Source organism: Chryseobacterium mucoviscidosis (assembly GCF_002177115.1).
GTDB classification, from domain to species: domain Bacteria; phylum Bacteroidota; class Bacteroidia; order Flavobacteriales; family Weeksellaceae; genus Chryseobacterium; species Chryseobacterium mucoviscidosis.
Genome location: NZ_MVAG01000196.1, coordinates 1 through 242 on the forward strand (window position 1 = coordinate 1; position 242 = coordinate 242).

1 protein-coding gene is annotated in these 242 nt (G+C 56.6%); it reads left to right on the plus strand.

The window, feature by feature from the left end:
• Positions 1 to 242, plus strand: a 242-nt coding sequence (locus B0E34_RS22895; protein ID WP_123956729.1) for an MFS transporter, incomplete at both ends; no start/stop codon positions are given.

Below are 242 nucleotides of genomic sequence, written 5' to 3' on the forward strand. Positions count from 1 at the left end.
ACAGTATTCCTATATCATCGCAGCGTATTCTGCTGCTTATACGGTCATGCAACCGGTAGCGGGTTATGTACTGGATGTGCTGGGTACGAAAATCGGTTATGCAATGTTTGCTGTACTGTGGGCCGTGTTCTGTGGTGCAACCGCGCTGGCAGGTAGTTGGGGTGGCCTGGCGGTTGCTCGTGGTGCGGTCGGTGCCGCGGAAGCCGCGATGATTCCGGCGGGTCTGAAAGCCAGCTCCGAAT